The following is a 24,336-nucleotide window of genomic DNA, read 5'->3' on the forward strand; positions in this document are numbered from 1 at the left end:
AATCAAGCAACAATCTATTGGCACGACTATGAGATAATGACATCAAGTATCTGATTTAAAATAAATAAAATAAATAAAATAAATATTTTATACACATATATATACACAACTCTTATTCTCCGCTCTAATATGAGATTGCACGATTATGGATCTAATTCTAAAGTTCGCCTTACCCTTAATTTCAACACTTATAGCGATATTTGCGATCTACTTTACTTGGCAGCAATCAAAGTCAAATAAACGGCACAATGAGCTATCTGTAAGACCTGCAATATGCAGTAACCTTAACCTACATGTAGAAGCCTTTACATTTTCAATAACCAATAAAGGTTTAGGTCCAGCAAAAGTAGATGAATTTAAGTTTTTTTATGATGATGAACTCATCGAATACGAAGACTTCGAAAAAATAATTAATGAAAAATTTCAGACGTATTGTGCATACAAAAAACCACCAATTACCTCTACACAAAAACAAAATAGTTATATAGCTAAAGGCGAAACAATAATTATATTGGAATTACAGTTTGATGACAGAACAAGCCAACAAAGTAAAAACGAGATTGAGAGCGAAATAACATCCAAATTGACTCTAGAGTTTGGATACACATCACTCTATGATGAAACAGTTAAAGAAAAATTTAAATTCAGCACCAAAAATTAATTAGCCACAATTGGCTTTAATATACTTTTCAAATCACTTGCTGTTGATTTGTGGCCTGTAAATTCGCCCTTTGTTATTGGAGGCCCTGCTCCCTGATCTTTATGGCCGTGGGTTTCTAAACTTTGATTTATGTCTTTTACTAGGCTTATTAAATCAAGAAGAACTTGAGCCACGTTTACTGAGCTGTCACCCAACCAAACTGTTTTTCCTTCGACCTTTGCTAGTTCTGTGGCTTTAGCGTGGAGGGTTTTTAGTGTGGTTAGGTTCATGTTTTCGGTGGCTTCAATATCTACCTGCTTTTTACTGCCTAGCAATAACCCTTCAAGTGCAATTATTAAGGCTTTTTCGCCGACCACGGTTTTTAATGCGCCCATGACTTCGTTGATTTGATTACCATCTATTTTTGCAATGTCGTGGCTGTCTATGCTGCAGGTGCGTTGGTGATAGTTTTGTTCGCTTTTGCGTGCTGCTGTTTTGCTCGTGTCGCTGGTTTGGGTTATGTCGCCGTCGGTTGTGGTGTGCCAGTTGCCGTCGCGGCCTTGTATTTTGCTGCGGCTGTTTTGCTGTAGCGTAACATCGGTGCGTTTGTGCTCGGGCACTAAGCTTTGCCATGGTAATAAGCTGGTGATGACGGGATGGCTGTTTAGGCCATCGATGTACTGTATTAAACATTGCATGCCTGGCATCGGTTCGTTCAACAAACCGTGATCGGATGCTTGCCCTGTGCCGAGTGTTACTTGCTGAAATACGGGCACGGCTAATGGCTCATTTGTGAGCGGGTTTAATAGCTGTACGTCGGCCGCTTTTAGTGGCCTAAACGCGGTGCTGATTGCTGCGGCGTCACTTGGTAGGTCGTATATTTTTTCGATACGTGCAAGTTGCGGCAGGTGTTTACGTTCGCTTAGTTCTGGGAAGTAGCGCTGTATTAGGCGTTTAATGGCTTGTTTGACCATCGTATGTGCATCCTGTCGTTGATTAGGGTTGTTTCGGTTATGTTCCGGCCGTTTATTTGTATGCCTGGTCTTAATTTTGGAATGGCTATTAGCTCGCCGGTGGTTGAGCTTTTGGCTGTTATTGTGTGCTCTGGAAAGTCGTTTATTGCTGCGAGTGGCCAGCGGGAGTCGTGCCAACTGCCTACAAATATTTTGCCATCGGGGCGTTGTTGAAATATAAAATCACTAATGCCCCATGCTTTGCCTATTTGCTTTAGCGCTTCAATACCTGTGCCGCTATGGTAAAACGCGGGTATCGTTTTATTTAAATAGCCGGCGTTTTCAGGTGTCACAAATTCAACACCTAGCTTTGCCAATTCATCAAGCACCGCTTTGATTGTTGCATGGCGAACTGCAAGGGGGGCAGTGAAACTTAATGCGCCGAGTAATTCGCGACAAGTTAAATACCAACGGCCGTTTGCCTGGTGTTTTGATTCGATAACGCCGAGAAAGTACGGGACCATATTATCTAGCGTGTAGCCTAAATGCAGCTCGACTAATCCGCTTGGCACTTGCTCTGTCACTATTTCAAACTTTGCACGACCAGTGCTGGCTATATCAAGTTGTACGCTTTTAGTAACGATGCTCGTTACTGGTTTACCTCCAATGGTTAGCGTATCGGATAGGCGGGTACTCATGGCCCCTCCACTGCTGCAAATTTACTTTGTACATCGTTATTTGAAGTGACCGCTTGCGACTGTGCATTTTGGTTTGCTGTACCATCAAGCTGTTGTTGCTCACGCTCTGATACGGATTGTACTTCAATAAGTTTAAAGCTGATTTGCCATGCGCGCTTTTCTTCAAGTTCTACTGCCTTTACCTCGCCATCAAATTTGGCTTTACGTATTTTATAGGCCCCTGCTAATGCATTATTAATTGTGTAAATAATACGGGCGCCGTTTTCATCAAGTGCTTTCGCTTTGCTAATAAGTAATGCTAAAGTCCCCTCTTCATTAAGCGGTATTTTAGTGCTCACAGTTAATATGCCAGGCTTAACACCTTGATCGCTAATGAGCGCAAAACTTCCCATGCCTGACATATCGCCGCCGGCTAATTTAATACCAGCATTGACCCGCGTTTCATACCCGGGGATATTCCAGCCATCTAACGATATGCTCATAACACCTCTTTAATATGATTAAGCTCGCTTGGTTCGCCAACAAACAAACACATCGCCCAATAGTTATGCTCATTGCCTTTGTTAGCAACTGAGTCGGCTAGCTGCTTTGCTGTACCGGCTGTTATTAATTGAATATCGACCCCGCTATTTTGGGCAGTAAATTGCGCCTGATTTAGTCGCTCGTCGCGGGCTGTTTTTAGCTCTGCGGTTTGGGTTAATGCGTCGTCAATGGTGGTGATTAATTGTTTACCGCTGTCATTTACTGTCGCGAGTTCGTCAGCTATTTGTTGATCACGTATTGGTAATAGCCTTTGCAGGGTGTTTATTTGCCATTCGATACTTTGGCCGTCATAGGTTACGAGCTGAGTTTGCTCTAGTGCACTTTGACTTTGGCCGTATTGAGCACAGCTAATAAACTCAGGTATTGGGCAATATTCGTTTATCATGCTGAGCTTGCTAGCCAGTGCGGCAGGGTCATTTGCGCTAACAGATAAGAGCAGCGCGCTATATTGTGCTGGCTTATCTGTGCGTGAGCCGTCTTTTATTGCCGATGCAAGTAACTGCGCGCCCGCTTGCATTGAGCAAGGGGCGGCTGTTTGGTGATAAGAAAGCGCTAGGTTATGCATTTTCAGGCAATGGGTAACGGGCTTTGATTTCAGCTACTTTATCCTGCCACTTTTGATGTGACTCAGCTGTACTATCAAATTGTGACTCCATAAATAACGGGTCTGACTCTGCTTTGTATGCAGCTTGGCGCTTTTCTACGTTTTGGCTTAATTCAAATTGCTGCTGATTTAATACTGAGTCGATTTGTTCTTGCTCCATGCCTAAGTTTTGCATGTACTCACCGTTTGTATTGCTATGGCTTGCGCCTTTGTAAATGTATGTAAACATAGTTTTACCTTTTAAATATTTAGTTAGCCTGGGCGATAGCTCGGACTCATAATTCAATACGAACTATTTTATTGCGTAAACAAAGCGGGCCGAAAACCAATACCGCTATTTGATGTTTTTCGTGCGTCCCGAAGATCTAGTGCACCTAAACCACTACCTACATTAGATATCCAATGTCCACCACGTCTAGGAAATCTAGTGCCATAATTTCGAGCATATAAATACCCTTTAACTGTTTCAACTGACTCTGACTCGATAAGTAATCTACGTAATAGTTCTATTTTGTTATAGTTTGCCGACTTTTCAATTGCAGCAAAATGTCCATTACTGAGATATGGATTGTTATACTCAATATTTCCTATTGGACCATTGCGATTTATAACTGTGTTGCTCAGGATTGGTGACCCTGCACTTCCTGTACCTTCACTACTTTCAACTGGTGAGTCTAAGAATGCTAAATGTTTAATCCAGTTTTCCTCTACAACATCGGGGTTATTATCTAAAGTAGAAATAAACTGCCCCTCACTGAACATCATTTGATCTAGCCATTCCCATACGTTACCTACTAAATCCTGTATTCCCCACTTTGTATGATCATGTGCCCATGTATTTGGCCCACCACCCGCGTCAGTTATTGAAGCACCACTGGTATCACCTGGTATACCACCATCTTTTCGATGTGCTGTTTCTAGCTTATTCTCATGACTTTGACCATAATTAGTGTTGCCGCGTGGTACTGTGTCGTTAGCTAGTGACCATAGTGCGATTGCAGCCCATTCGTGAATGCTCATCATGTGCCAGCCTGCGCCCTTGTTGTTACACAACGCTTTTGCTACATCGTAATTAACTGATGTACGTGGTTGTACACCGCCAATTACGGAGCAACCGCCATTAGCGCCGGATGATGCTAGGTATTTTGCAATTAACACTTCGCCCATTTGCTCGCCATTACGTTGGAACATAGTTGGTGTACCAGTGCCTAGCATTAAGTCAACGCCAAGGCGATCAAGAATTGCTTGGTTAATGTCTTCGTAATTAAAACGCGGGATGCGCACCATGACATTTGGGTTACCTTGCTCGTCAATCACTACAGTGTTACGGCCACCTGATGCGTCTTCGATTGCTTTGCGGTAGCCAGCTGATGCAACGATTGCTAGCTCTGCCGAACTTTCTGCAATTTGTTGTTCAAGGGCGGTTTTCTTGCTGCTGTAATCGCTGGCTAGTTGCGCGGTTTTATTATCGATTTCTGCAGCTTTGCTTTCTATCGCCGTGACTACGCGGTCGGCCGCGCTTACAATTTCATTTATTTGTTCAATGCTCATCATAGTTCCTTAGTAAATACGGTAAAATCTGACATCAAGAAAAAATTACGTAATGTGCGGTACATGTTGTTTACCTGTGCGGTTGCTGTTGTAGTTGACAATGCGTTTAGCGCATCAATTTGTGGGCTATAATCGAACATCCACGATTGTGCGGGAATGGTGATCCGCGCTAATGCTGCAGCAGCTGCAAACTTCAATACAAACGAGCGGTTGTGTACATTGTTTACGCCCTGGCGCTTGCGCTGTAATGGCAAGTAATCAATGGCTAGCAATGTACCGTCTTGTGTTACTAACCCAATCCAGTTGTAGTCAAAGTCGCCGATATCTTGCTCAAGTATGACGGCCCATGCCACGGTATTTGAATCAACATAGCCTGACGTATCAATATTGCGCCGATACACTATTTGCAATGTGCTAGGCATGCTTTCATTGGGGTTACGCTCTGCGCTTTCATTTAAATTAGGAATGTTTGCTAACACTAATTCTTTAACATCGAGCCCTGAGTTTTGCAGCGCGCGGGTTGTGATGTAACTTTTGCCGGCGTTGGTCATAATACCGGTGATCGCTTGGGTCATAGTGGCTCCTTGGCGATACTTACACCGCCCTCTTTACTTAAAAATCCATAGTGATGATGTGCGGCAATAACATGCTGTACATCGGTGGTGATTGCTTGGTGATGTGTATTACTTACAAGGTTGTCACACCCTAAAAATTGATACAGCTGCTCGAATGGCGATACGTGTTTTACATCGTGCGTAACTGCATACAGTGGCGCTTCGTAACTTTCATTTTGCAAATCAGTAAAACCGTAACTGTATTGTTGCTGCGCTTTATTTTGTGCCGCTAAATGCAGTGGGTGATCAATGTGACAGCTATCCCACTGTACATGCGTTAATCCTAAGCTCAGTGATACATCAGCTTTGTTATGCACGGTTAATTCGTAGCGACGGCATGTTCGGCCATAGAGCTGTATTAGCTCTGGGAGTAAATCGGTATTGCCTGCGAGTGTTGAGTCAGTCAGATCAATAGCGATAATGTCCCAGTCTCGGCCGTCGAGCCTTTCGCGTACATTAAGCACCTCTAATCCTAGGCGCTCAAAAATACTTTTAACGGATGCAATTTCTCCGGCGTCAATGGTATTAACCAATGCGTGCTGCACGCGCTTGCGGTATAGCTCGATTGGCTCATCATCTAAGCGATTGGTTAACCGCTCCCACGCTAAAAAGCCTAGAACTGGCTCTTCGTTTTTAGATTCATCTTTTTGGTTAACAGCCCACATAACGTAGTTACGTGATTGCTCCCAGTAACCGGTTGCCGCTTTTACCAGTTTTTCGGCGTAGCCTTTGTTTAACCAGGTGGCGATTTCGTTAGACATTTGCCACCTCGTTAACGGTTAATGATGTAAGTACCGGTAACCAGTTGGCGGCGGTTATGTCGTCAATATCAAACTTGATTGATTGCAGTTCACTAAATTGTTCATGACACTGTGTTATTAGTTGGCTAATACTGAACACAGTTTGATGCGTTACGCGTGTGGGTGCATACGCTGCATTTTGACGAAATGCGGCTTGTATAAACGTGGTTAAGTCGTCTTGAATAGCGTGGCTGTTGTCATGTAACTTATAGGTTGCGGTGATATCAAACCCGTTGGTTGCCATAGCGTAAACCATAAAGTCATCCCCTAAACCATGGTGGCCTGCGGTACGAATATGTTGGTTAATAGCACTCAATAGTGCTGTTGGTACAGGGCCAACATCTAAGTAAATATACGCATTAGCCGTGCCTGGTCCACGTGGTGCATTGGTTAGTATTTCAATGTTATCTATTGGTACAGCAAAGCTAGCAATAATTTGTTTGTAAACAGCATTGATATGCCAGCGGGAAGCAGTACCAAATACGTTACGAATGCGTAGGCGATAATGCTCAGTGTCTTCATCATCAGAGCCTGGCTTAATTAACCAATCATCGTTGTTGGTTACGGTGATCCCTTCTTGTTGCTCAGTAAAGTATCGGTAAGCCTCTGCGGGTAAGTTATAAGCTGCACCGGTTTCATAGGCTTCAGCCAATGCATACGCAGTGCGTTGCCCTTGTTCAAAATACACATCCTGTAAAAGTATAAGCTTATACACTTTATCGCCTAGCACATCGGTTACCACTGCGGTTCCTGCCACAATGGAACTTTCGCCCTCGTCGCTTTCGCGTGTAAACGTTAATAATCCCTGTGCTTTTACGCCCGCTTGAATAAACACATTACGTGCAGGGCCATGGCGTTCAATCAGTGCAACTCGGCTTGCTGTCATAATGAATAAGTCAGGCATTAGCTGCGTTGCTAGCCAATTAAACAGCTGCACGACTGGCTTTGTTAGCAACGCTTCAACGGTTCGCCAAAATGGGCCAAAGGGTGAATTGTTGGCAACTTGTATGTTTTGCTCTTTTAACTGTGCTTGCCACTGCGCTTGCGCTGTTTGCTCATCCATTGGCAAACCTGCATTTTGCATTAGGGTTTTAAAGTCCACTTTGTAGGCTCCCGTATTGGCGCGTTTGCGCGGTGATACTTAATGTGCCGTCGTCATTTCGGTACACTTTTATAGTGCCAGGCTTAATCCGATTGTCTTGCTCGGTTAGTAATTCGAGCTCGGTTAAAATGGGCGCTATGCCGTTTTTATTGCGCAGACCAATCAGCTTTATGAGTAAACCACTTTCTAAAATTCGATGCTTTATATCTTGCGCCACCACATTCGATTTACTTAATGTACTGGGTGTCAGCGAGTCATTAAGTACAAAATCATTATCCTCAACGGCTAAATCTATGTGCAGTGCAATATCAAAGTTCATCAGCTTGCTAGCTCCATCATTTGTTCAAAGCTTTGCGCTAAGTCGTCAGATTTAATCGTTAAGTTGTCTATGTGCACACGCTTGCTGTTATCGCTCTCGCTTGAACTGCTCTGGCTGGTGCTGCTCGTTAGGCTTTGTAAAAACGTTGATTTTTGTACTTTGGCTTTATAGCTATTCGTGTGTTGTTGCTCAGTATTTAATTGCTCAACGCTGTACGCGTTCGCTGTGTTAGTAATTGCCTGATCTGTTTTGACCATTGGCAATCGTTGTAATGGCGCTGCACCTTGATTAAAGCGGGCGAGTTGTTCATATTTTTGACTATAAACAGGTGAATTGGCCGCGTTAGTAAAATGATTAGCTGTGCGTGTATTGCCATTTTCTATCGCTGATTGTGTTACGAACTGTGTTGATTGTGCATTGTGGCCAACATCGTTATGTGTAGCTGGGCTGCTTTGTAATACTGAGTTAGTAGCGCTGTTATTGATGTTGCCCGTTGTTGAATAAGCAGCATAGTTTGCAGCCATGGTTACTGCGCTGGTTTGTTCCAAAACCTTATTTGCTTGGTTTGTAGCAATACTATTTTGTAATGCTGGGTGAGCTACACTATGCGTTGTTGCGCTTGCAAAAAAAGCAGCATCGTTTACTGAAACATCGTTATTAATAGCAGTATTTACAGGCGCGATATTGGTTAATCCATTCGCCACAGTTGAACTTACATAGCGGTTATTTAATGTGTTCGTTTGTGCCAACGCGCTATTTGTTTGCTCAATGGCATTACTGCTTTGCAATGTTAAGTTAATAGCATTTTTAGTTTGACCTTTGTTTAACTGCGTTCGATTCAAATACGTAACATCATTCACCGCACCATAGTTAGTGCTGGCTTTATTGCCTGGTACTTGGGCGGCTTTGTTGATCACAGCTTGGCCGTAGTCGCGGCTGAACGCTTGATCTGCATTTTGCATGACTAAATTTCTAGGCTGAGCACGGTTAATGTTTTCGTGTGTTGAGGTCGCTTCTGTTTTTATTTTTGCCTCGGTATCGTCAAGCAGGCCGAGCTTTTCGAGCACCCATTTTACGCTATCAATCACCCCATTAAAGGCCGCTTTCACACTATCAAACACCGCCATTAATACTTTTCCCCATGCGGTATTTTGAAACGCAGCCACTAAGTCATCCCAGTAATAGATAAGCGCACCAACCGCAGCGATGAGCGCAATAACACCCGCTACTACCCACGTAATTGGGTTTGCCCAAAGCGCTGCATTAAACAACCATGTAGCCGCTTGGCCTGCGAGCATAACTGCTTTAAATGTACCCATGGCAATGGCCGCCGCGCCCATCGTTGCAATGAGTGATAAAAAACCCAATACACGCAACGCAATGAGTGCGCCTTGCCATAATTTAGTTATCACTGTTAAACCCATTGTGAGCGCACCACTTGTTATCAGCGCCATTTTGTAAAGGCCCATCATGAACATGACCACGCCATAAATAGAGATAAGCGCCACAATGCCCACTACAAGTGTTGCAATCACACTGGATAAAATCGGAAAGCGCTCAGTTAACGAAACGATATAAGCAAAGCCGGCGGCGAGCATTTCAACGAACGGCTCAACCACAGGTAACAAACGCTGGCCTAGTGCTATGGATGCAGCATTAAATGATCCACTTAATTTGTTCCATGGCGTTCTCATATCGTCTGCCATTTTTGCAACGTTTGCCATACCGCTTACGCTGCCTAAGTCTTGAACCTGATTGTTTAGCCCATCAATATCAGTTATTAATAGTTTAATTAATGATGATGCTTCAGCTGATCCGAACGCGGTTGCTATTGCATCAATGTCCGCTTGCTTAGTTAATCCTTTTGTTTTTTCATTTATTTTTTGAAGTATATCTACCATCGGTAATAGCTTGCCCGAGCTATCTGTAAAATCTAAATCGAGTGCTTTTTGAGCTTTACCTGCTCCAGCTTCAAATGCTTTATATTTTGTTGCTGATTCACTACCACTCATAGTCGATTGCAAACGCCCCATTACTGCGATTTGTTCTGCCAGTGGCGCAGACGATGAGGCTCCCAAAGCACTGAACGCGGAAGCCATTTCTTTACCGTCAGTTTTATAATCAGTTACTGCCTTAGCTGTAATGCCTGCTATATCTTCCGCCCACTTTACTTTGCCCATTTTGTCGGCTGTTGATTTAAATACGCCGTACATCGTTCCCATGTAGTCGGTCACTGTTGCGGCATCAGCTTTAGTGGCTTTGGCTAAGGTGTTTGATATTTCGGTAACTTTTGATAGTTCGTCGCCTGTAATTCCTGACATTGCTGATTGAATGTCGTAGGCACTGCGAACAAAGTCGGATGCGTTGCCGCCAAAGTTAGCGGTAAACTCTAATGAAGTTTTGTTTAATTTTTGTAATGATTCGTCAACTACGCCAAGCGATTTCACTTCACCTAATGCGGCGGCCTGATCTATTGCTGGCGCAAGCGAACGAGCAAGCGCATAACCACCTGCTACGGCTGTGGCTGCGCCGCGCATCATTTGATCTTGTGCGGCGGCGGTTTGCTGGCTCAGCTGATTAATTTTAGCCATGACTTTATTAACCGGGCCAGTGACTTTGTCAATGATGCCGATTGAATAAGTAAGCTTGTCTAATTTGCTGAGTGTTGCCATTAATTACTCGCCGCCTAATGCTGTGCAAATGCCGTTATTTACGGCTGTTACAAAGTTTTCTTGCTGTGATGTTTCAAGGTAAAGCGCCTGTGCCAAGCTCTCATCAGTTACTGGTTGGTTGCCAAAATACTTAGCGTGGTATGCCAGTAACTGATCGAGCCTGCTTTTGCCTATTTGCTTGGCTCGGCTTTCGATTTTTTTACCGTAAAATTAAACTCGGGTTGGTATTCTTCAACAATGGCACCCACTAAAAACAACGCGGCACCCGGTTGCTGTACCAGCTCTTTGAGCTTTTTAGCATCGGCTTCAACCACTGTGTTTAATAAAAAGTTAGTTGCCGGCTGCACCTTGTTATTCGGCTGAGTCGAGTTAATGTATTTGTTGTAGTCGGCGCCATTTACATTAAATGTGATTTCGCCAACGGGGGTTTCTAATGTGATTTTTTTCTCAAACGCCATGATCAATACTCTCTTTTAAATCTGCTTGTTCTAGCAGTGTGTAGGTAAAATAAGGGCCGTACTTGGCTGCTGATTGCTCGCACAAAGCAATAAATTCATTAAAGTCATTGGGGTTTGCAAACACCTGACAACCGGCTGACCACTTATCAACTTGGGTTGATGTGGTTTTGCTGTTTGCACGGTGGCAATTAATACCAAAATAACCTTGTTGTAGCTCTGCTTGGGGTGTGACGTCCGTGTCTAACTCGGTGTCATGGTTGTTGTCACGTAGAACAACAACCGGTTTATGCTGTACAAGGGCGCGATACTTGCCCTGGTGATAACCCAACGTCCACAAGCTTTTATGCTGCCCTGCAACTAGCACCGCTGTGCCGTCTATGTTTATTGGGTTTTTACGCCAGTAAATACCGGCATCTGTTGTGGCTTTATACTGCTTTAACTGCCATTCGCTGTTTTGCTGATACAACACACAAATTGCATCGTTAAACGTGTTGGCGCGGGTGTTTGCATGGCGAATGCCTATAATGTTTAGGTTTAATTCACCCTCAAATACTTTATGCCCACATGCTTGCAGGGTGCTTAGTAATGTTGTGGCAGTTAGTGTGCGAATGGCTTTAGTCATTACAAATCTCTCACTTCATCGTCAGTTAGGTATGGCACACCGTTAATTTTGACAAAATCAGGGCTAGTAATCGGACACTTGATTGATGTGGTGTCTTCTTCGCCACCATCGGCTTTAATGTTTAAAATTTCGTCCAGCTGCGGCAGGCAACCAAATGCTTCAACGTTCTTTTTACCTGCAGCTACTTCTGCATTAAACGCAATATCAAACGGTTCAATACCTTTCCAACTGCCTGCTTTTTCAGCTTGCGCTTGCACGATTAACCAATTTTCATGATCAAGCTTTAGTGTTACTTCGCCTTCAACATCGCCATCAATAAAGCCCTTTGGGATACCGCGCACTTTTTTAACGGTGCGCCCATCCGTAATTTTGCAAGTCGCTTCCATAACATGAACCATCGAATCACCAATGAAGATATCGAAGTCTTTACCGCCTAGTACTTTTTGCATGTTTGCGCTCCTACTCTGCGTTATCTAACATGATCCCAACAATGATGGTGTTGGGTGAATCGATTGGTTTAACTTTAAGTACGACTTGTAAGGTGATCGCATTCATAAACGTTAGGTTGATACTGTCGTCTTTTGGTGCGCGAATTAAACCAGGGAACTTATCGGCACCAATATTGATAGAGCGTGCCATATCGCGCAGCGGTTTACCCATAATGCGTTTACCAAATTCAATCCCGGTGCTGCTGTTGTTTAAGCGACGATTTTTAACGTTTTGAATTCCAATAATTCGCACAGCACGTGCAGCCATATCAACAATGCGGCCAATTTCAATTTTTTGAAAATCACCGCCTTCAGCGTCGAGCATGTTTACATCGCCAAAATACGTACCATCAAAATCAGCATAAAACTGTGTACAACTAAAACGCAGCGCATCAAGTGCCGCCGTGGTTGAGTTGGTTAAGGGGTTGCCGGCGGCATCTTCTGGGTGTGGCATCAATGACATTGCACCCGTAAGCACACGCATTGGGCTATCAGCAATAGTGACTGCGCTTTTACATAAACGCCCTGTTACTGCGCCTAGTTCGTCACCGAATAAAAGCGGGATAACAGCCACACGATCGCCTACTACGCCATCGGTTAACGGTTGCAATGAAGTCACTAAATCAGGCCAACTTTGCTCAGCCGTTAAGCCAGGTGCTGCAAGTAAAAAGCGAACACGACGAGCAAGGCTCGATAAAATTTCAAGCGCTTTGGCTTGGTAGCTTTCAATGTCGGCTTTGCCTGTAACTGGCGTACAAATAACAATAATTTCAGGGCTAACATCCTGATCCATTGCTTTATCAATAAGGGCCATTACGTTATCGCCTGCACCATGCGGGATGGCATAACCACTCACTAAGTCATCACCGTTGCGTTGCCATGCTTTTACTTGTTTTTTTAGTGGGGAGTCGGCGACGCCGAACTCAACATCAAAATCACTTTGTGCATTAATAGATAAAATTTTGCCGTTGTTCTCACTCGCTTGACCGATAAACAACACACTGCGTTCAATCTGTTTCGTAGCGCCACTGCCTGTTTGTATGGCGGCAACGGTTACTTTACCTTGTGCCATGATCGTTCCTTTTACTTTGCGCTACGCAACGTGCATAGCCTGGTTTAAAATAAAATTCATTTGCTGCTTTTCTTCGCCCTGCGTTTGCCCTAAAAATGAGCGGGCCGGCAAGTCAATTTGCCATGTACTCTTACTTGAGCTGCCCTTTAAATCGCGAAGTAAAAACCCTGCTTGGTTAATGCTTAAATTCTCTGTTATCCATTTAATACTTGGGCGTTTACTGCCCTTGCCTTTACGACGCGGTATTTTGTAACCCTCGGCTATTAATGCCCTGGCTAAATTTCGCGTGGCTGGCCTTTCTTTATTTTGAGCCGCTTTACCTTTTGGCTTGCCTGCATCTAGGCTTATGCCCTCTTGGTGGGCACGGGCTATTTTTCCGCTGTTGCCCCCTGAAAAATAAACACTGGCGTCGTTTGCACTGTGGCGAACCTTCATAAACTTTTTAAGCTTGGTGAGCATTTTCTTTTTTTTACCACTTGCTCTGCCTTGCCATGTTTTGCCTGCTAAATCCGTTTGCTTGGTGATCCGCTCTTTACTGCTTTTATTCGTTGTTCGAATAACACGACGTAATATATTGCGCCGCTTATTAGGCTTGAGCTGTAAAAACGCTAATTGTTCTTTGCTGCGCCCTTCGTCAAATTTAACGTTAAGCACGGCTTACAGTGCCTTGCAGTAAAAATGATTCAGCAACCCATAGGCTTTGCTCGCCAAAGTCGTAACGGTTACCGTTTAATTCAAAGGGGCCGTTGTCTGTTTGTATTAGTTCTATGTCTTCACACAGCTGGTTAATAGTCAGCTCTACTTCATTGCTGTTGTCGTCGTTTACATCGGCGCTAAATTCAATGTCGGTGCTGTCATAACGCCCGCCGTTGTTTTGCAACCAAAACGATGCAAAGGCACAAATTAACGCAGCCGGCGCAAAGCATGGATTAATGCTGATCACACCTGAGTAATAAAACCGCGCTGCTAATAACCCGTTACCATTCATTGTTTTACTACTTGGCTCTATGCGCCCGCCTTCTATCCAGCTATCAAACTGGGTATTAAGCGCCAACTTATGGCCTTGGTACTCAACACTCACTAAATGCTGTTTAAGCTTTTCAATTTTGCTTTGGCTCATAACAGCTCTACCGATAAATTAGGGCTTAGTGCTTGCAGTAAGCGCATAGCGTTTATGCTTTCGCGTTGCCAGTGTTCAAAGTTATCAATGGCTGATTGCGACTGTGCTGTTGCGTTTTCACGGTGTGTACTGCCAAGCTTGGATACCAATAAATTAGCTTTGGCTTTGCTATACACTGCATCGTTATAAAAAATTATTTGTTGTGCGTTTAATGGTGTGCCGTTAGTAAGCACAGCGCTTACTAGTTCTTGGTTTACCTCGGTCTGTGCACGCTTTAGCTTTTCAACAAGCAGCTCACTTTTACTGGCGTATTCTTGGGCAACGGCGTAGTGCTCTATAAAATAAGCCGTGCTTAATGTCGGGTAATAGCCATTGCCTGGCACATCAACATTAATGCTTTGTAAATCTGCTTGTGGCATACCGCTTAAATTCATATTGCACCTGTAAAAACACACACATTAAATTAGGTGCGGGCGCCACTTAGTCACACTGGCGACATAATTAATACTCGCACTGTGCTAAGTTGCCCGCTGGCGTTGGAGCTGTTACACGTTAACCGTTGCTTTTAATTGCTTTGTTAACTTATCGACTAAACCTTTAACTCCTGCTTTGTCGTTAATGGCTTGGGCGTGCTCTGCAAATAACAGAGCATTACCATAGTTGTGCTGGGCTGCATCAACCTTGGCAGCAATGGCGTACAATTTACCGCCCACCACTTCAAGGCCGTTCCAGTCTTGGTTTTTTACGGTATTGATTAAGCCACGCAGTACATAGCTAATCTCAAATAAGCCTTGCTGCTTTGATTCTGTTAGGTAGTAATTAGCGTCATCGTAGAGTTGGTCGATAACGAATGCAGGCCAATGTTTGGTATTAAATACCGTTGGCAGTGGTTGCTTTTGCTCAATCATAAACGGCAGGAGTTCTAGCGCTGCATCCCAGCGTTTTAAGTCAACCAACCAAATAAACACCCATGCTAAAACCGTGTTCGGGTGGCACTGGCCGCTTAGTCGATATTGATTGATATACCCTAAATAGTCTTGGCGTTCTAACGCTTCAGACTTGTAAGTTGCTTTATCTGCTATATCAGTAAATGTTTTTAATTGAGCTAAGTCAGATTCGATGGCTGCTGCATAAAGCTGGTACTCGGTTTGCTTAGTGATAGTGGTTGGCGCATGGGTACTCGTGGCTGTTGCCGCGACCGTTGGCGCTTTTTTGTCAGTGCTTGCTGGTACGCTGCCTGCTGCTTTGGCTAATGATTTTTTGACTAAGCTCATTTAAAAACACTCTTTAATGTGGTTAAAAAGACCGGCTCGAAAATTGGATTAAACAAGCCGGCCAAATGGGAATTTACCGAATATTTAAACCCAGGCACTACCGTCTGAATTTGGTAACTTGATACTGGTTGATTCGAAATACATGACTTTTTCAAGGTCTTCTACGTAGTAGCAATCGTTTCGTGATAGGTAGTCTTCAACGCGTTTTTTCTTAGCGTTGTTTTCTACACTGGTACGCGTTGATCCTGTTTGTACGTAGTGACTTAAGTTGTCAAAGCTGGTGACTAAAATGCCACGAGCAGGGAAAAAAGGGATTTTGTATGTCATTAAACCGCCATAGGTATCAATCACCTGTTGCAGCTCAATCTTGGTTTTTTCACTTGGGGTATGTGCTTGCTTGGCGTACAGCTTATTTTTGTCTTGTGCTAAAAGCTCGTCGCCAATAATAGCCACCATGTTTGCACGTTTGTGCTCTGGAATACCTTGCAATGCATCGTGCACCGCTTGGTCTAAGTTTTCGTAATCGCCGCCAGCACCAATATGAATTTCGCCAGCGGTTGCGCCTTCACTAATTGCGCGCTCGGGTGCATCGCGGCGAATTAGTTGTAGCCAGCCAATGTTTACATCGTTCATCATTGGATAGGCTGTAATATCTGTGGTATCAGCTACGCGCGTACCATTCCAACCAATTTTAATAATGTCGAGCGCAATAGCCTGGCGTACGTGATTGCGATAACGATTATGAAAATCAGGGAACTTAGACCACTGATCCATTTTTATCCATGTAATATGAATGTCGCATTCAACGGGGTAACAACGGTATTCACGTTTAGCGAGCTTTGATACGTCGCGAGTTTGTCGCTCTTTGGTGTCGTCGGTTTCAACGCCTGCACGACCTGTAACGCCACCGTCTACACTCATGATCACCGATTGACCAACTAAGTCGTCTACCGGTACGGTGTTGATCATCTGTAAAAATTCAGCCGATTCATAAACAGCATCATATAAATGCTGCTCAGTTGTAGGCTCAACGTTGAACTGTTCACTCATTGATGTAACACCGTAATTAACGGCCATGCCTGCCATAATGGCGACAAATAATTCTCTAGTTCTGGTTTTCATATTCTTTCCTGCGTTTAGCTAAGTTAAGTTAGGGTGAGTGTAATTAGTACAAATTACTGTATTTACCCTCTTCGCCTTCGGGTTCTTCTTCGGCGTCAGTGGTATCACCCGCAGGTGTTTTCAACGCTTTGGTAAACTTGTCGTTTAGTTCGTCCAATGCTGTTTTTGTTTTTAATAGCTCTTCTTTTACTTGAGCTAATTCAGTGTTTTCATCATCAGCTGGCGGCGTTTCTTCACCTTCCACTTTTGTGGTTGAAAACGAATCAAGCTTTGTGGCAAGCCCATCTAGTTTTTTAGCAAACTCACTAAGCGGTGTGCCCAGCGCATCTTTTAATGCAGTGGCTAATTGTGTTTCGTTCATGTCGGGTTCTTCCTTTGCGAATAGTCGTTTAAAAAATGGTTTTTTAGGTGCGGCGTCGATAGGCTCACATGATCCTAAATCAACTTTTAATAAAGAGACGTCCGTGTCATCTGGCTTACTCTTACTACTGAAATGGATACGGTCGGTATAGCAACTGGCTGGGTAGTCCGTCACTGCTAAACCGGTTAGGTAGGTTTTGCCTGTGCCCATAAAATCGCGGCTAATTTCGATACTAAAATAAACAGCTTGATCTGCTTTGTTCAGCTCTACAAACCCTTGATTGGGCGCAAGCACTGCGTATAAGCACACAACGCCCTCTTCGTTTTCATAGGCTTGTACGCTTTCTACATCGCCCAACATGCCGGGAATATCTACGTTATGCAGATTTTTAGCGGCCCAACCTGACCAGTTAAATTCGTGATCAACATTAATGCGTGCACCGTATTTACGCGGGTTGTATGTTTCTACTATGTCGGCTACGTCTTGCTCTGATATTTCGCGGCCGTCAACGGTCATACCTACAGCGGCAATCGATAACGGTTTAGTACGTAGTTGACCTGGCATAAACAACCCTTTTTAAATATGTGCAAATTAAGCGTATTGCTTTAAAGTGATTGCAGTTTGCACCCTCTTTTTATTCCTTTCCAACGGTTTAACTTTTTGAAATTCCTATATTTAACTTTTAGGAATGGACAGGTTTTTGACTGACAGATTAAGCGTTTTATAACGAATACACTGCCGCTATGGATTAATAAAAGCGGCGCAATAGATGGCGAACTACGGACCAGAGATACGCAAAAAAGCACAAGATTTGTATGTTGTTGAGGGCTACACGGTGGACGAAATAGCCGAGCTTGACGACATGCCCAGTGCGCGTAGCATTCGCCGTTGGTCGGAGGCTGGCAAGTGGGAGGACATGTGCCCAAGCTATAACGCCGAAATGGCCTTTAGCAAACGCATTAATGTACTGGCCGATAAAGACAATAAAACCGATGCCGACTATAAAGAGCTCGACTTTTGCACGCGCCAGTTGTGCGCACTTAATAAAAGTAAATTAGCCCCAGCCCCAAAACAGCGCGCAAGTAATGACAACCCCGCTAACAATAACAGCGGCAACAGTCATAACGGCAATGACAAAAAATCGAAGAAGAAAAAGAAAAACGATTGCTCTGGCATTACCCTTGAAATGCTCAACGAGCTTAAAGACACATTACTTTATCCTCACCAAAAACATTGGTTTGATAACCAAGACCACCGCACCCGCTTTATATTAAAACCCCGCCAAATTGGCGCAACCTTCTATTTTGCATTCGAAGCGTTTTACGATGCTGTGGTAAATGGCCGCAATAAAATATTTATATCGGCGAGCCGCGACCAAGCCGAAGTATTTAAAGCCAATATTGTGGCGTTGGTGCGTGAGCATTTTAATGTTGAATTAAGTGGCTCACCCATGGTGCTTAATTTAGCCGGCGGTAAAACCGTTAAACTAATTTTTAAATCAACTAATGCCCGTACTGCGCAATCTGAGTCCGGCGATTTATATATTGATGAAGTATTTTGGATACCTAAATATAAGTCGTTACGCGGTTTGGCGCAGGCTATGGCAACGCATAAACATTTACGAATAACCTATTTTAGTACGCCATCGGTTACCAGCCACGAAGCCTACGACCATTGGAACGGTAAATGGTACCGTAAAACAAAAGCGTGTAACGATCCTGAATTTGCCATAGATATAAGCCATAAAAACTTAAAAAACGGCAAGTTGTGTGACGACGGTATTTGGCGTCAAATGCTCACGGTTTACGATGTAGTAACCAGTGGTTTTGACCGTATTGATATTGGCGTACTTGAAAACGAATACAGCGTAGATGAGTTTAATAACTTGTTTATGTGTAAGTTTATTGATGATGCACACAGTGCATTTAATCTTAAACAGCTTATGAACTGTGTGGGCGACTCAACCAAATGGGCTGACTTTGATTTAGCCTACGAGCGCCCATTTGGCTTGCGCCCTGTTGTAATTGGTTTTGACCCTGCCCGCTTTGGTGATAAAGCAAGTGTTGCCATTTTAAGTGCACCAATGAAGCCAGGCGAAAAGTTTTTACTGCTAGAAGCACTTGATTTAAGCGGCAACGACTTTGAAGCAATGGCGAACGAGATAAAACACCTCACCGATAAATACAACGTTGTGCATATTGGCGTAGACACTACTGGCATTGGTTATGGCGTGTGGGAGCTTATTACTAAGTTTTACCCCAATGCTGAGCCGATTCATTACAACCCCATCATTAAAAACCGCATGGTTATTAAAGCCATTAACGTTATTCAAAACCGCCGCTTTGAGTTTGACCAGGACGCGGTAAATATTGCCAGCTCGTTCATTAATATTCGCCGTAAAGTGGTGGGCGACCAAATCACCTATGCCACAAACCGCACAGCCACAACAGGCCATGCCGATATTGCGTGGGCAATTATGCACGCTATGTTATTTGAACCACTCGACGGTAACGCACATAGCCGTCAAACATCTGTAGGAATTGCAGCTTAATGAGTAAACCACGATTACAAGTAAGTAACGGCCAAGCGCCAAACTACAACCAACGCACAGCGGTAACCGATACGTTTAGCTTTGGCGATCCGGAGCCGTGTTTAGACAACCGGCTAACCGATTACGTTGGGGTGTTTAGTGACAGTAACGGCATTTACGCCCCGCCCATTAATTTGCAAGGCTTGGTTAAACTGCTGCGTGTAAATGCCCAGCATGGGCCAATACTCTACTTTAAACGCAACATGATTTTAAAATGGTATAAGCCTAACCCGCTTTTAAGCCATCAAGCCCTTAGTAAGTTTGCATTTGATTTGCTGTGGAGCGGTAACGCCTATTTGCAGGTTATTAAAAATTCATTTGGGCAAGTTATTAAACTGCGCCATTTGCCTGCGTTGACTATGCGTTATACCGATAAACGCGGTGTGTACGCACAATTAAGTAATCGCAGTCATGAGCCTGTTTACTTTAATGCGGGCGAAATAATACACGTAAAAGAATACGACCCCGGGCAAGGCATTTATGGTATACCGCAATATTACGGCGGTATTCAGTCGGCTTTGCTTAATGAAGATGCCACGCTATTTCGTCGCCGTTATTACAAGAACGGCGCGCACATGGGTTTTATATTCTCAATGGCCGACCCTAATTTAAGTGATGAAGATGAAACCGCCCTTAAAGATGCAATACGCGACAGCAAAGGCGTGGGTAACTTTAGAAGTTTGTTTTTTAATTTTCGCAGTAATAAAGCCGATGCTGAAAAAGCGATAAACATTACACCGGTGGGCGACATATCAACAAAAGACGAATTTGAGCGCATTAAAAAAATTACGCTTAACGACATGCTCAGCATGCACCGTGCGCAAGAAGCACTGAGCGGCCAATCATCTGGCGATAGCCCAGGCTTTGGTGATTTAGACAAAATTACCCGCGCGTATTACAACAACGAAGTTGTGCCCCTGCAGCAAGATGTATTAGGTATTAATAACTACTTACCTGCCTCGCAGCATATTGAATTTAAAGAGCCTGAGTATTCAGACTTAAACCCAACACCTAAGGAAGCCGCATGAGCTGGATAGATGTAACAGAGTTTATTAAACAATGGGGGCGTTTATTTATGTTGAGTTTTTTAGCAGCCGCAATCCAAATGTATTTGAGCAAACGGCAATTTACGTTTTTTCATTACTTTATGAGTGTACTGATTGCGATATTTGCAGCCTACCTATCAGCCATGTTTTGCGAGTGGCGCGGGTTTGATGAAAACCTAAAAACAGGCGTGATTGGGGTAACTGCCTACGCAGCCCCACATATTTTAGAAGGGTTCGACAAGCTAATTAAAGCGTTTAGTAAAGACCCTAAAAGCTTTATTAAATTTATCAGAGGGATTAAATAATGGGATGGGTTACGAGTTTATTCACAAGCAATGCGGCTGAGCCAATTAATGCAGTAGGCAATGTGCTTGATAATTTATTTACCAGCGACGAAGAGGTATTAACGCTTGATGTTGTAAAACAACGCTTGGCACAGCAACCTGCTTTAGCACAATCCGAGATTATGAAGGTGCAAGCCCAACACCGCAGCACATTTGTAGCAGGCGCACGCCCGTTTTTAATGTGGGTATGTGGTTTTGGTTTTTTGTTTGCCTTTGTGATAAACCCGCTTTTAGTATGGTTAATACCTGATATTGGTAAACCTGAGCTACCACTTGATACAATGATGGAACTAACTCTTGCCATGCTTGGGCTTGCAGGTTTAAGAACGGTAGAAAAGTTAAATGGCGCTAGTAAGTGACTAGCGTATATCTACTATAAAAGTATTTTTTATTCCCTCGCAACTGCAAGAACGGGGGCAATTGCTCTTATGTCGATACGACTCATAAGGCCAAATAGTAAGTCATTTAATTCTTTATCATCTAAATAATACACAGTAAATAAATCTAAAGATTTGATTTTACTTTTAATATTGTATCCTGCTCTTATTTCTTTATTATTCAGTAATGCTTTTACAAATTGATATTTCTTTAATGCTCTTTGATTTTTCGATAACTCTTCTGCAGTTTTGATTGCTTCCGCTAGTTTAAAATCAGGTATTTTAGTCTCACTTTTCAATATACAGACTATATCTAGATCATATAAAGCAGGTCTCAAATAATTAAAATACATATCCTGCCATTGCATTCTTACTATTGCCTTTTGAATATCTTCTTCCATTGCATTGAAAAGTTGTTCAAAGTTTGTTCCCAAATTACTTAAAACAGGCAATACTTTATTTATATTTTTTATTGATGTCACATCACCTGTTTCTAATGTTTCAATTGCAGCTATCATTTTGTCTACTTGTAGTTTAGCTTCACTTGATATACTTAGCTGTCGCTGCTGAATTCTTGTTTTCCTATATTGATGTAAACCGAAAATGAATGTTAACGCTGTACAAGTTTGAGCTACAGCTTTGACAATATCCAGCAGTATTACATTCACTTTGTCCGTGGGGGCTTTTATAATCTCTGTAATAATACAAAAACCATAAGTTAAACTCGCTGTTAAAACTATAACTACGATAATAATGCCAACAAAATCAAAAGTTATTTTTATTCCTGTACCCGGTTTTTCAAATATCACAATTGTTAATTCCCATCACAATTTTATAAGTGCACTTTATCTTAATCTGTAATCTAGTTCTTTAATCTTTTCAATTTTTCCAGCAACAACTTCAAGCCGTTTAAGTGCTCTTGTAAGATTCGACGCTGGCACGCCATTTAATGTTGCTGCATTGGTTTTGCTAATACCGCGAACCAAGTAATCATTGAGCGCCGCTTTTATATCTTCACTGGTACTTTTCCCAAACGACAATAATGCATTTAACCGCTCTTGGCTTTGTGAGCCTTTGTATAGATAGTTCATGATTTACTTATCACTTAACTGATAATTTATTGATGATATTTCAATATTAGGTAAATCACCAGCTGTTTGATCTTTTTATTGTCACTTTATGTCAAGCATTGTCACTTTTTGACAGTGCGATCTTTTTAAAATTTCTCACAGATCCCTTTACTGGGCTGACTGGCGATTAATAGCGTGTCACAAGGGTTGTCAATTTGAAACGTTTTTTGCACGAAAGCGGAAGGCGAGGAGGAGTGAATTTTTCGGCTTTTTGGTTCTCAGCTCACACTTTGCCGCAGGCCTTGGCGACCCGACTAAATACGATGCCATGTATTTTAAAAACGAAACTAAACCGCTTATTAAATTAATGAGTGATGAAGTGGCAAGGGATCCTGAAATTGGCAGTAAATTACAGCTAAATTTTGATTTAGAGCCCAGCGCGTAAAGCATAAAAAAAAGCGCTAACTGGTGTTAGCGCTTGCTCTAAATAATGTGTTTGATAGAATTTTCTGTGTAGATACGAATTACTTACATGATTAAAAAGGAAAGATCCTTAATTATTTTACGTCTTCGTCCTTGTGAATTTATAATGTAGCCAGCACATTCTAGCCTTAATAAATCTTCTTTTAATTTATCTTTATATAAATCAGGGTGATTAGATAGTTGCCTCACCCCCGGCAGTTCAGAGTTAACCTGATGATTTTTAATAATTAATTCAACAAGATTTCTAAATTTCTCATCATCTTTTAGCCTGCTTTTCAGTATTGCCTCGCCAACACCAAGAGGTTGATCTGATAATGACCTAAGTAAAGTAGATGGTTTACGCTCTTTAATTTCCAAATAGCCGAAACTTTCAAGAACAATCAGTGCTTCTCTAGTTTGTTGAAGAGGATGCCCCAAAATATCTTTCAATTCGAGTTCGCCAGGTATCCGTTCTCCAGCGTTAAACGTAACTTGCAGGTAGCTAATTAGATTTTGAACAGCATTTTTTTTCTTTAATAAATTATTAAACCTAGTTTTTTCATTTTCCATAACGGTAATTTCTCCAATAACAATTTTCATCTTGTTTTATTTTTGATTTTATATCTTAAGTTTTTAATCCCCATAATTAAATGCTTATTTGTTATGCATAAAATCACTGTATATAATGACAGTGTATTTTATTAACTATTGGTGGTTATTATGGCGCGGGTTACTTGTCCAAATTGCGAAGCTAAAGCAACAATTACGTCACGCGAAAAGCAAAGCGCCCATGTGGTTAATTTATATTGCTCATGCACAAATACAAAAGAATGCGGGGCTACGTTCCGCATTACCCAATCGTTTGATCACTTCTTAAATCCGCCTGTAAAAAGCACCCAAGAACTTGCTGCGGCGCTTATTAAAAAACTACCTAAGGAACAGCAGCTAAGTCTGCTAGGTATTTAATAACCGAGTAATTTCTTTCTCAACATCATTTTACTTAATCGAACTCCAACGTAGGCACAAGCTAAAAATAAAGCATGAGCCATTATAAAAGGGACTGCCCTAAATATATCTTCAATAGGCCTATTATTTCCCGATTGTGCAGCTTCAAGAAAGTTTTTAATGCTGAACCCATAAAAGCCAAAAAGGATTAACACAATTACTACTGACGCAATAAGCATTGCGACATCGTCATTAGTTTTATCAAAAAGATAGAGCATGCCAAAATAAATTACTACAAAGATTGCAGCCCCTATAAAAAAACCTGAAAACGCACCACTAAGAATTAATGAAATCCATTCACCTACCATAATACCTCCTAGAAAATAACCGACAAACATAGCGGCTTTATTTATGTAACTTAATTCAGCTGACTAGTTTGTGCAAGTTTAACATTTTCATTTTTAAATAATTTAGAGTTATTGGAGTTAT

33 protein-coding genes are annotated in these 24,336 nt (G+C 42.5%); 7 read left to right on the forward strand and 26 right to left on the reverse strand.

What is annotated here, in order from left to right; all coding sequences use genetic code 11:
* The first annotated feature begins 145 nt into the window (after positions 1-145).
* On the forward strand, positions 146-661 hold the full coding sequence (locus tag D172_RS10485; protein WP_008135610.1) for a hypothetical protein: 516 nt from the start codon (positions 146-148) through the stop codon (positions 659-661).
* Here D172_RS10485 and D172_RS10490 read toward each other — a convergent pair.
* From D172_RS10490 to D172_RS10590, 22 genes are all read right to left on the reverse strand, one after another.
* Positions 658-1,614, reverse strand: coding sequence for a hypothetical protein (locus tag D172_RS10490; protein WP_007378128.1), 957 nt, complete (start codon positions 1,612-1,614; stop codon positions 658-660). The two genes, D172_RS10485 and D172_RS10490, sit on opposite strands and share 4 nt — an antisense overlap.
* On the reverse strand, positions 1,587-2,291 hold the full coding sequence (locus tag D172_RS10495; RefSeq protein WP_007378129.1) for a hypothetical protein: 705 nt from the start codon (positions 2,289-2,291) through the stop codon (positions 1,587-1,589). Before D172_RS10495 ends, D172_RS10490 begins: the two co-directional genes overlap by 28 nt.
* Entirely contained in the window at positions 2,288-2,773 is a 486-nt protein-coding gene (locus D172_RS10500) for a hypothetical protein (RefSeq protein ID WP_007378130.1), read from the reverse strand. The genes D172_RS10495 and D172_RS10500 overlap by 4 nt, the downstream gene beginning before the upstream one ends.
* The gene (locus D172_RS10505; protein ID WP_007378131.1) at positions 2,770-3,399 is read right to left on the reverse strand and encodes a hypothetical protein; all 630 of its coding nucleotides are present in this window, start codon (positions 3,397-3,399) and stop codon (positions 2,770-2,772) included. The genes D172_RS10500 and D172_RS10505 overlap by 4 nt, the downstream gene beginning before the upstream one ends.
* Positions 3,392-3,667: a hypothetical protein gene (locus D172_RS10510; RefSeq protein WP_007378132.1), complete on the reverse strand. Its 276-nt coding sequence runs from the start codon at positions 3,665-3,667 to the stop codon at positions 3,392-3,394. Before D172_RS10510 ends, D172_RS10505 begins: the two co-directional genes overlap by 8 nt.
* A 68-nt stretch (positions 3,668-3,735) precedes the next feature.
* On the reverse strand, positions 3,736-4,989 hold the full coding sequence (locus tag D172_RS10515) for an SUMF1/EgtB/PvdO family nonheme iron enzyme (protein ID WP_007378133.1): 1,254 nt from the start codon (positions 4,987-4,989) through the stop codon (positions 3,736-3,738).
* Positions 4,989-5,564: a phage tail protein gene (locus D172_RS10520; RefSeq protein ID WP_007378134.1), complete on the reverse strand. Its 576-nt coding sequence runs from the start codon at positions 5,562-5,564 to the stop codon at positions 4,989-4,991. Before D172_RS10520 ends, D172_RS10515 begins: the two co-directional genes overlap by 1 nt.
* Positions 5,561-6,364: a hypothetical protein gene (locus D172_RS10525; protein WP_007378135.1), complete on the reverse strand. Its 804-nt coding sequence runs from the start codon at positions 6,362-6,364 to the stop codon at positions 5,561-5,563. The genes D172_RS10520 and D172_RS10525 overlap by 4 nt, the downstream gene beginning before the upstream one ends.
* A complete protein-coding gene (locus D172_RS10530; RefSeq protein WP_007378136.1) occupies positions 6,357-7,505 on the reverse strand; it encodes a baseplate J/gp47 family protein in 1,149 nt (382 codons plus the stop codon). The genes D172_RS10525 and D172_RS10530 overlap by 8 nt, the downstream gene beginning before the upstream one ends.
* Complete coding sequence (locus tag D172_RS10535; protein ID WP_007378137.1) at positions 7,495-7,824, reverse strand: DUF2590 family protein; 330 nt, start codon at positions 7,822-7,824, stop codon at positions 7,495-7,497. The genes D172_RS10530 and D172_RS10535 overlap by 11 nt, the downstream gene beginning before the upstream one ends.
* The gene (locus D172_RS10540; protein ID WP_007378138.1) at positions 7,824-10,496 is read right to left on the reverse strand and encodes a phage tail tape measure protein; all 2,673 of its coding nucleotides are present in this window, start codon (positions 10,494-10,496) and stop codon (positions 7,824-7,826) included. The genes D172_RS10535 and D172_RS10540 overlap by 1 nt, the downstream gene beginning before the upstream one ends.
* Positions 10,497-10,499: 3 nt before the next feature.
* A complete protein-coding gene (locus D172_RS21930) occupies positions 10,500-10,691 on the reverse strand; it encodes a DUF6890 family protein (protein WP_374700022.1) in 192 nt (63 codons plus the stop codon).
* A complete protein-coding gene (locus tag D172_RS10545) occupies positions 10,667-10,954 on the reverse strand; it encodes a putative phage tail assembly chaperone (protein WP_007378140.1) in 288 nt (95 codons plus the stop codon). The genes D172_RS21930 and D172_RS10545 overlap by 25 nt, the downstream gene beginning before the upstream one ends.
* Entirely contained in the window at positions 10,944-11,576 is a 633-nt protein-coding gene (locus D172_RS10550; protein ID WP_007378141.1) for a hypothetical protein, read from the reverse strand. Before D172_RS10550 ends, D172_RS10545 begins: the two co-directional genes overlap by 11 nt.
* Entirely contained in the window at positions 11,576-12,025 is a 450-nt protein-coding gene (locus D172_RS10555; RefSeq protein ID WP_007378142.1) for a phage protein, read from the reverse strand. The genes D172_RS10550 and D172_RS10555 overlap by 1 nt, the downstream gene beginning before the upstream one ends.
* Before the next feature lie 10 nt (positions 12,026-12,035).
* Positions 12,036-13,136, reverse strand: a complete 1,101-nt coding sequence (locus D172_RS10560) for a DUF2586 domain-containing protein (protein WP_007378143.1) — start codon at positions 13,134-13,136, stop codon at positions 12,036-12,038.
* Positions 13,137-13,157: 21 nt separating this feature from the next.
* Entirely contained in the window at positions 13,158-13,790 is a 633-nt protein-coding gene (locus D172_RS10565) for a phage virion morphogenesis protein (RefSeq protein ID WP_007378144.1), read from the reverse strand.
* Positions 13,783-14,256, reverse strand: coding sequence for a phage tail protein (locus D172_RS10570; protein ID WP_007378145.1), 474 nt, complete (start codon positions 14,254-14,256; stop codon positions 13,783-13,785). The genes D172_RS10565 and D172_RS10570 overlap by 8 nt, the downstream gene beginning before the upstream one ends.
* Positions 14,253-14,690, reverse strand: coding sequence for a head completion/stabilization protein (locus tag D172_RS10575; RefSeq protein ID WP_007378146.1), 438 nt, complete (start codon positions 14,688-14,690; stop codon positions 14,253-14,255). Before D172_RS10575 ends, D172_RS10570 begins: the two co-directional genes overlap by 4 nt.
* Before the next feature lie 111 nt (positions 14,691-14,801).
* Complete coding sequence (gene gpM / locus D172_RS10580; protein WP_007378147.1) at positions 14,802-15,530, reverse strand: phage terminase small subunit; 729 nt, start codon at positions 15,528-15,530, stop codon at positions 14,802-14,804.
* Between the two features lie 84 nt (positions 15,531-15,614).
* Positions 15,615-16,652 (reverse strand): phage major capsid protein, P2 family, encoded by a 1,038-nt coding sequence (locus tag D172_RS10585; protein ID WP_007378148.1) that lies wholly within the window; start codon positions 16,650-16,652, stop codon positions 15,615-15,617.
* Positions 16,653-16,695: 43 nt separating this feature from the next.
* Entirely contained in the window at positions 16,696-17,577 is an 882-nt protein-coding gene (locus D172_RS10590) for a GPO family capsid scaffolding protein (RefSeq protein WP_007378149.1), read from the reverse strand.
* A gap of 205 nt (positions 17,578-17,782) precedes the next feature.
* Here D172_RS10590 and D172_RS10595 point away from each other — a divergent pair, with 205 nt between their 5' ends.
* Genes D172_RS10595 through D172_RS10610 form a run of 4 tightly spaced genes read left to right on the forward strand, consistent with a single transcriptional unit; the run spans position 17,783 to position 21,352 of the window.
* The gene (locus tag D172_RS10595; RefSeq protein ID WP_007378150.1) at positions 17,783-19,564 is read left to right on the forward strand and encodes a terminase large subunit domain-containing protein; all 1,782 of its coding nucleotides are present in this window, start codon (positions 17,783-17,785) and stop codon (positions 19,562-19,564) included.
* Positions 19,564-20,631 carry a phage portal protein gene (locus tag D172_RS10600; protein ID WP_007378151.1) on the forward strand — a complete coding sequence of 356 codons (1,068 nt, stop codon included), beginning with the start codon at positions 19,564-19,566 and terminating at the stop codon, positions 20,629-20,631. The genes D172_RS10595 and D172_RS10600 overlap by 1 nt, the downstream gene beginning before the upstream one ends.
* A complete protein-coding gene (locus D172_RS10605; RefSeq protein ID WP_007378152.1) occupies positions 20,628-20,954 on the forward strand; it encodes a phage holin family protein in 327 nt (108 codons plus the stop codon). Before D172_RS10600 ends, D172_RS10605 begins: the two co-directional genes overlap by 4 nt.
* The gene (locus D172_RS10610) at positions 20,954-21,352 is read left to right on the forward strand and encodes a 3TM-type holin (RefSeq protein ID WP_007378153.1); all 399 of its coding nucleotides are present in this window, start codon (positions 20,954-20,956) and stop codon (positions 21,350-21,352) included. Before D172_RS10605 ends, D172_RS10610 begins: the two co-directional genes overlap by 1 nt.
* A gap of 29 nt (positions 21,353-21,381) precedes the next feature.
* Here the strand turns inward: D172_RS10610 and D172_RS10615 are convergent, their stop codons facing one another.
* Both D172_RS10615 and D172_RS10620 read right to left on the reverse strand, forming a co-directional pair.
* Positions 21,382-22,179 carry a hypothetical protein gene (locus D172_RS10615; protein ID WP_007378154.1) on the reverse strand — a complete coding sequence of 266 codons (798 nt, stop codon included), beginning with the start codon at positions 22,177-22,179 and terminating at the stop codon, positions 21,382-21,384.
* Positions 22,180-22,215: 36 nt separating this feature from the next.
* Positions 22,216-22,461, reverse strand: coding sequence for a hypothetical protein (locus D172_RS10620; RefSeq protein ID WP_007378155.1), 246 nt, complete (start codon positions 22,459-22,461; stop codon positions 22,216-22,218).
* Positions 22,462-22,711: 250 nt separating this feature from the next.
* On the opposite strand from D172_RS10620, the gene D172_RS21580 reads away from it, so the two are divergent.
* Positions 22,712-22,885 carry a hypothetical protein gene (locus D172_RS21580; protein ID WP_007378156.1) on the forward strand — a complete coding sequence of 58 codons (174 nt, stop codon included), beginning with the start codon at positions 22,712-22,714 and terminating at the stop codon, positions 22,883-22,885.
* Between the two features lie 83 nt (positions 22,886-22,968).
* Here the strand turns inward: D172_RS21580 and D172_RS10625 are convergent, their stop codons facing one another.
* Positions 22,969-23,502 (reverse strand): hypothetical protein, encoded by a 534-nt coding sequence (locus D172_RS10625; RefSeq protein WP_033023791.1) that lies wholly within the window; start codon positions 23,500-23,502, stop codon positions 22,969-22,971.
* A 120-nt stretch (positions 23,503-23,622) separates the two neighbouring features.
* Between D172_RS10625 and D172_RS10630 the strand changes: the two genes are divergently transcribed.
* Positions 23,623-23,868, forward strand: coding sequence for an ogr/Delta-like zinc finger family protein (locus tag D172_RS10630; protein WP_007378157.1), 246 nt, complete (start codon positions 23,623-23,625; stop codon positions 23,866-23,868).
* Here the strand turns inward: D172_RS10630 and D172_RS10635 are convergent.
* The gene (locus D172_RS10635) at positions 23,865-24,215 is read right to left on the reverse strand and encodes a hypothetical protein (protein WP_007378158.1); all 351 of its coding nucleotides are present in this window, start codon (positions 24,213-24,215) and stop codon (positions 23,865-23,867) included. The genes D172_RS10630 and D172_RS10635 overlap by 4 nt on opposite strands.
* Positions 24,216-24,336: the final 121 nt, after the last annotated feature.

The sequence above is a fragment of the Pseudoalteromonas sp. Bsw20308 genome (assembly GCF_000310105.2).
Lineage (GTDB): Bacteria > Pseudomonadota > Gammaproteobacteria > Enterobacterales > Alteromonadaceae > Pseudoalteromonas > Pseudoalteromonas fuliginea.